This window comes from Bacillus cereus group sp. N12 (genome assembly GCF_016483575.1).
In the GTDB taxonomy this organism is placed as follows: Bacteria; Bacillota; Bacilli; order Bacillales; family Bacillaceae_G; genus Bacillus_A; species Bacillus_A toyonensis.
On sequence record NZ_JAEHBO010000144.1, the window covers coordinates 1 to 6,735 of the forward strand.

Below are 6,735 nucleotides of genomic sequence, written 5' to 3' on the forward strand. Positions count from 1 at the left end.
TCTAGCTTCGTCGGCAGCGTCAGATGTGTATAAGAGACAGGAATATGGTTGATTTTTGTGATCGTTTTCATTATACTGTAATCAAAGAAGAGGTGAGTAAAATGTTAACTCCTGAACGTCATCAAATGATATTGCAACTTGTAAAAGAACAGAAAGTAGTTAAATTACAGCAATTAGTTGAAAGAACAGAAAGCTCTGAATCAACAATTCGTCGTGATTTAGCACAATTAGAAAAACAAAGGTTATTAAAAAGAGTTCATGGTGGTGCCTCTGTTTTAACAGCAAAGGGACAGGAGCCAACGATGATTGAAAAATCATCCAAAAACATTCAAATAAAACATCAAATTGCTAAGTATGCAGCTACTATTGTGGAACAAGGGGATTGTATTTATTTAGATGCAGGAAGTACAACATTTGAAATGATTCCATTTCTAATAAATAAAGATGTTACTGTCGTGACGAATGGACTTATGCATATTGAAGCTTTAGTTGAAAATAATATTCGTGCGTATTTACTAGGCGGAATGATGAAGAGTAGGACGAAGGCTTTAATTGGTGCGATGGCACAGGAAAGTATGCAGAAGTATCGCTTTGATAAATGTTTTTTAGGAGCGAATGGCGTACATGAACAGTTTGGTTTTACAACACCAGATCCAGAAGAAGCGCTTTTAAAACAAATGGCATTAACATTAGCGAACGAAGGGTATTTCTTAATTGATGAAAGTAAGTTTTCAGAAGTTGCGTTTGCGAAAATTGCCAATGTTGAAGATGCAAATATTATTACAAACCATTTAGAAATTGATTTAGAAAAATATAAAAGACAAACCAATGTAATTGAGGCTGATAAACAATGATCTATACAGTTACTTTAAACCCATCTATTGATTATGTAGTACAAGTTAATTCTTTTGATTTAGGCACAGTAAATCGAGCAGAGAAAGACATGAAGTTTCCTGGAGGAAAAGGGATTAATGTTTCTCGCGTTCTTCATCGTTTAGGTGTTGGAAATGTTGCACTTGGATTTACTGGTGGATTTACTGGTCAGTTTATGCAAGATGTATTACATGATGAAGGTGTAACAACAAATTTCGTCCAAGTAGATGAAGATACTAGAATTAATGTAAAGATAAAAGGGGAAGAAGAAACAGAATTAAATGGACAAGGTCCTATTGTGACAAAAGAGCAGTTCGGACAGTTAATGAACAAAATTGAAAGTATGCAACGTGGAGATTGTATTGTACTTGCTGGAAGTGTACCGACTTCTATTCCAAATACTTTTTATGAATCAATTGCTGCGTTTGGAGCTGAAAAAGGTATTCGTGTAGTAGTGGATGCAAGTGGAAGTGCACTGCAACATGTAATTAAAAATAAGCCATTTTTAATAAAGCCAAATCATCATGAACTTGGTGAGTTATTTGGAGTGGAGCTTTTAACAGTAGAAGAGATTTTACCGTATGGAAGAAAATTAGTCGAACAAGGTGTAGAGAACGTTATTGTATCAATGGCCGGAGATGGAGCTTTATTATTTACGGCAGAAGGTATATATGAAGCAACTGTTCCAAAAGGTGTTGTTATTAATTCAGTTGGGGCAGGAGATTCTCTCGTTGCTGGATTTGTAGGTAAATACGAACAAACAAAAGATATTGAAAAGGCATTCCAATATGGTGTTGCAACAGGGAGTGCAACAGCATTTTCGGCAGATTTATGTAAAAAGGAAAAAGTAGAAGAATTATTGTCGCAAGTAATTGTAGTTAAGCGATAGGGGGAAGTAACATATGAAAATTACAGAACTATTAAAAAGGGATACAGTCATTATGAATTTGACAGCTTCAAATAAAGAAGCTGTCATAGATGAATTAGTTGAGAAATTAAGTGGGGCAAATCGTTTAAATAGTAAAACGGAATTTAAAGAAGCTATTTTAAAGCGGGAGTCCCAAAGTACGACTGGAATTGGGGAAGGCATTGCCATACCTCATGCGAAGACGAAGGCTGTTAAGCAACCGGCGATTTGTTTCGGTAGAAGTGTAAGCGGTATCAATTATGAATCGCTTGACGGACAGCCTGCACATTTATTCTTTATGATTGCTGCAAGTGAAGGAGCAAATAATACACATTTAGAAACGTTGTCCCGTCTTTCTACATTATTAATGGATGAAGGCTTTCGCAAGCAATTATTAGAAGCAAAGGATGAAGAGGAACTCCTTCGCTTATTTGATGAAAAAGAGAATGAAAAAGAAGAAGAAGTTGAAGTAGCGAAACCGGAAGGGGATGAACCATACGTATTAGCTGTTACAGCTTGTCCGACTGGAATCGCTCACACATATATGGCTGCTGATAGTTTGAAAGCGAAAGCGGCAGAGTTAGGGATTGCGATTAAAGTTGAAACGAACGGATCAACAGGTATAAAAAACGGTTTAACGAAAGAGGACATTGAACGTGCAACGGCCATTATCGTTGCGGCAGATAAACAAGTAGAAATAAATCGTTTTGCTGGAAAACATGTCATTCAAGTGCCGGTAGCTGATGGGATTAGAAAAACGGAAAAGCTTCTTAATCGAGCTGTCAAACAAGATGCACCAATCTTTAAAGGTGTAAAAGAGAATGGGAAGTCAGAGAGTATAGAGAATGAAAAAGGATTAGGAATTTATAAGCATTTAATGAGTGGTGTAAGTAATATGCTTCCGTTCGTTGTTGGCGGTGGAATTTTAATAGCGCTAGCGTTTTCGTTTGGTGGTATAAAGGCGGAAGGTCCATTAGCTGAATTGTTCATGTCTATTGGTGGAGGAAAAACAGGGGCGTTTTTATTCCTTGTACCAATTTTAGCTGGATTTATTGCGAGTTCTATTGCTGATCGTCCTGGTTTTATGCCTGGTGTTGTTGGAGGGTTTTTAGCGGCACATGCGAATGCTGGGTTTTTAGGAGGATTAATTGCTGGTTTCTTAGCTGGATATGTTGTTTTAGGATTGAAAAGATTATTTTCAGGATTACCAGCGCAGTTAGAAGGAATTAAACCTGTTTTGTTATATCCAGTCTTTGGATTGTTAATTACAGGAGTTGTAATGCAAAAAGTAGTAAATCCACCTGTAGTAGCATTGAATGAAATGTTAACAGGATGGTTAAATGGTTTGAACGGTACAAATGCTATATTACTAGGTCTTATTTTAGGTGGTATGATGGCAATCGATATGGGTGGTCCAATTAATAAAGCCGCATTTACATTTGGTATTGCTGCAATAGAAGCGCAGAACTTTGGAGTTCACTCTGCTGTTATGGCTGGTGGTATGGTACCGCCACTTGCAATTGCATTTGCAACTACATTCTTTAAAACGAAGTTTACAGAAGCGGAATGTAAATCTGGTTTAACAAATTATATTATGGGAGCATCGTTTATTACAGAAGGTGCAATTCCATTTGCAGCTGCAGATCCGATTCGAGTAATTGTAAGTTGTGTTGTTGGTTCAAGTATTGCAGGCGCGTTATCTATGTTATTCCAAATTACATTACCGGCACCACATGGTGGGTTATTTGTTATAGCATTAGTAAATAAACCGTTGCTATATATTTTCTCTATATTAGTAGGGACAGTTATTTCTACTCTTATGATGGGAATTTGGAAAAAGAAAGTTAAATAATAAATGAAAAAGGAGTAGCTGCTATAAGCTACTCCTTTTTATTACAAAAAAAGAGATTAATAATTGGAGAATGATGTTTTATGGTAAAAGATGTAATGGAATATGATTTTTTTGTAACAAAACAGTAATACTGTAATTTTTTTTGGAAAAAAATTTTCATGCTTGTATGTGGAAAATATATGAAAAATATTGGGGTTTCTATTGAAAATGCATTTCATTAATATGGAAATTTATGTTACAACTCGTTAATCGTATATTACGAGTGCTTTGTAATTGTGTGATTTCTAAAAAACTAAAAAATCTGTTGCTATAATGAAAATACGAAAACAAAGCAAATGGAGGCTATTCATGAAAAAATTATTAGGTATAGCAACAGCGGCAGTTTTTGGTCTTGGGATTTTTGCAGGTTCTGCGAAAGCAGAAACGATTGTAACAACAGACGTATTAAATGTGAGAGAAAACCCAAATGTAGAGTCAAAGCTTGTAGGTAAAATGTTAAGTGGAAATAAATTAGATGTTATAAATACAGAAAACGGATGGTCGAAAATTAAATTAGACGGTAAAGAAGCATTTGTAAGTGCTGAATTTACTAAAAGTACGTATTATGTAACGGCGAACGTATTAAATATTCGTGCTGGAGCGAATACTGACTCTGAAATTCTTGGTAAATTTAATAAAAATGATTTGATTGAAACGACAAATCAAGTTCAAAATGAATGGTTACAATTCGACTACAATGGAAAAGTTGCATATGTTCACGTACCATTTTTAACAGGAGAAGCACCTGTGATTGAAAAGAAAGAAGTTGTAACGCAAGAAGAACCGGCTAGAGTAAATCCGTCGGTTAAAAATAATACGGCAGTTAAGAGCAAAGAGTCTGTTAAAAATGTAGAATCAAGTAAGCCTGTAGCAAAGGAAAAGCCAGCTGCGAAACCAGTTAAGAAATCTGCTGAAACAAATGCACCTGCTGGCGGTCGTGAAATAACAGTAGAAGCGACGGCGTATACAGCAAATCCAAGTGAGAATGGTACGTATGGTGGTCGTGTGTTAACTGCAATGGGGCATGATTTAACAGCGAATCCAAATATGAAAGTAATTGCTGTTGATCCAAAGGTAATTCCACTTGGATCGAAAGTATGGGTAGAAGGATATGGAGAAGCGATTGCTGGAGATACTGGTGGTGCGATTAAAGGAAATCGCATTGATGTATTAGTGGGCTCAGATGGTAGTGCTAATAGCTGGGGCCGTAAGTCTGTAAAAGTGAAAGTTATACAATAGTGTATATGTATTAATTTAAAAAGCGGTTGCTTACATATTTTCAAGCAACCGCTTTTTATGGATTATTGAAAGGGATAAATAGTTGTACCTGTAAGAATTTTATATGCACTGCAAAATTGAGTCTGCATATACTCTGTATTTTTATTTTCTGGATGTAATGTCGTTTCTTGGAGCGTAGAATGAAAAGAACGTAGCAAACAATTTAGAGCGAAGTATAATTCTTCTTGTGAACAGTTTTGTTCTTTTGTAGCAGTGGCTAAAATGAGGTCTTTTGTTAAAGATGAAAAATTGATGGTAGATTGTTTCATAGTCAACTCATCCTCTCAAAGCTATTTTTTATCATGTGTATGCAGAATTGGACAAACTATGTTCTTTTTTTATATGAAATTTCATGTACCAGAATGAAAGAACTTGCAATCGTACCGTTAAAATTGTTAAGATTGGATATAATCAATAGATGGAGTATATTACATAAAGAGAGTTGAATGATATGGGAGAAATGCAACGCGAAAAGGTTGCTGTCATCATTGGACCAACTGCTGTTGGAAAGACGAAGTTAAGTATTGACCTTGCCAAAGCGTTGAATGGTGAAATTATAAGTGGAGATTCCATGCAGATTTATCGCACGATGGACATTGGAACCGCAAAGGTGACAAAAGAAGAGATGGACGGAATTCCACATTATATGGTCGATATAAAAGATCCGGACAATTCATTTTCTGTCGCAGAATTTCAAGAACGTGTTCGTAAACATATTCGAGAAATTACAGAGCGGGGTAAATTACCGATTATTGTTGGTGGAACCGGTCTTTATATACAATCTGTTTTATTCGATTATCAGTTTACAGATGATGCTGGTGATGCTATATACCGAGAGAAAATGGAAAAGCTAGCTCAAGAACGTGGTGTGGAATATGTACATGAAAAATTGCAAGAAGTAGATCCAGAAAGCGCGGAGCGTATTCATGCTAATAATGTGCGTCGTGTCATTCGGGCGTTAGAAATTTTCCACACGACGGGCGAAAAAATGAGTGAACAACTCGAAAAACAAGAAAACGAGTTATTATATGATGTTTCACTAATTGGCTTGACAATGGATCGAGAAATGCTATACGATCGCATTAACTTACGAGTGGATTTAATGATGGAACAAGGTTTATTAGAGGAAGTAAAAGGGCTGTATAATCGTGGGATGAGAGATTGTCAATCTATTCAAGCGATTGGGTATAAAGAGGTATATGATTATTTTGAGAATCGTGTCTCTTTAGAAGAAGCGGTATCACAATTAAAGACGAATTCACGTCGTTATGCAAAACGTCAATTAACGTGGTTCCGTAATAAAATGGATGTCACATGGTTTGATGTTACAGATGGTGAAAAAACGTCAGAAATTTTACGATACATAGAAGGAAAGTTACAACTAAAGTCGAATAATAGTAAGTAGAGAAAAAGAGGAGGATTCGACATGAAGCAATCAATCAATATTCAAGATCAGTTTTTAAATCAACTCCGTAAAGAAAATACGTTTGTTACGCTGTACTTATTAAATGGTTTCCAGCTTCGTGGATTAATTAAAGGATTTGATAATTTTACAGTCCTACTGGAAACAGAAGGTAAGCAACAGCTTATTTATAAACATGCAATTTCTACATTCGTACCACAAAAAAATGTTTCGATTGAATTAGAGTAGTAATGAATTATTGTACATAACAAAAAAAGAGCGAGTTTTGAAGTGACCCCTAAAAGTTGACACGGTTATTTCATTAGGCAGCTTGATCCAAATGAGTCCGGTATTGCACCGGGCTCATTTTTAATTTTGCCTTTA

Annotated in this window: 7 protein-coding genes; 6 read left to right on the forward strand and 1 reads right to left on the reverse strand. The window is 35.7% G+C overall.

What is annotated here, in order from left to right:
- The first annotated feature begins 101 nt into the window (after positions 1 to 101).
- From JDS92_RS29200 to entD, 4 genes are all read left to right on the forward strand, one after another.
- Positions 102 to 854 (forward strand): DeoR/GlpR family DNA-binding transcription regulator, encoded by a 753-nt coding sequence (locus JDS92_RS29200; RefSeq protein ID WP_000957289.1) that lies wholly within the window; start codon positions 102 to 104, stop codon positions 852 to 854.
- Positions 851 to 1,762, forward strand: coding sequence for a 1-phosphofructokinase (gene pfkB, locus JDS92_RS29205; RefSeq protein WP_199632987.1), 912 nt, complete (start codon positions 851 to 853; stop codon positions 1,760 to 1,762). Before JDS92_RS29200 ends, pfkB begins: the two co-directional genes overlap by 4 nt.
- Before the next feature lie 13 nt (positions 1,763 to 1,775).
- A complete protein-coding gene (locus JDS92_RS29210; RefSeq protein ID WP_199632988.1) occupies positions 1,776 to 3,632 on the forward strand; it encodes a PTS fructose transporter subunit IIABC in 1,857 nt (618 codons plus the stop codon).
- Positions 3,633 to 3,980: 348 nt separating this feature from the next.
- Positions 3,981 to 4,910: a cell wall-binding protein EntD gene (gene entD / locus JDS92_RS29215; RefSeq protein WP_000734606.1), complete on the forward strand. Its 930-nt coding sequence runs from the start codon at positions 3,981 to 3,983 to the stop codon at positions 4,908 to 4,910.
- Positions 4,911 to 4,972: 62 nt separating this feature from the next.
- On the opposite strand, the gene JDS92_RS29220 is transcribed toward entD, so the two are convergent.
- Positions 4,973 to 5,218, reverse strand: coding sequence for a hypothetical protein (locus JDS92_RS29220; protein WP_000814421.1), 246 nt, complete (start codon positions 5,216 to 5,218; stop codon positions 4,973 to 4,975).
- A gap of 182 nt (positions 5,219 to 5,400) precedes the next feature.
- Between JDS92_RS29220 and miaA the strand changes: the two genes are divergently transcribed.
- Entirely contained in the window at positions 5,401 to 6,354 is a 954-nt protein-coding gene (miaA, locus tag JDS92_RS29225) for a tRNA (adenosine(37)-N6)-dimethylallyltransferase MiaA (protein WP_199632989.1), read from the forward strand.
- Between the two features lie 21 nt (positions 6,355 to 6,375).
- The gene (gene hfq, locus JDS92_RS29230) at positions 6,376 to 6,600 is read left to right on the forward strand and encodes an RNA chaperone Hfq (RefSeq protein ID WP_000813896.1); all 225 of its coding nucleotides are present in this window, start codon (positions 6,376 to 6,378) and stop codon (positions 6,598 to 6,600) included.
- Positions 6,601 to 6,735 lie beyond the last annotated feature (135 nt).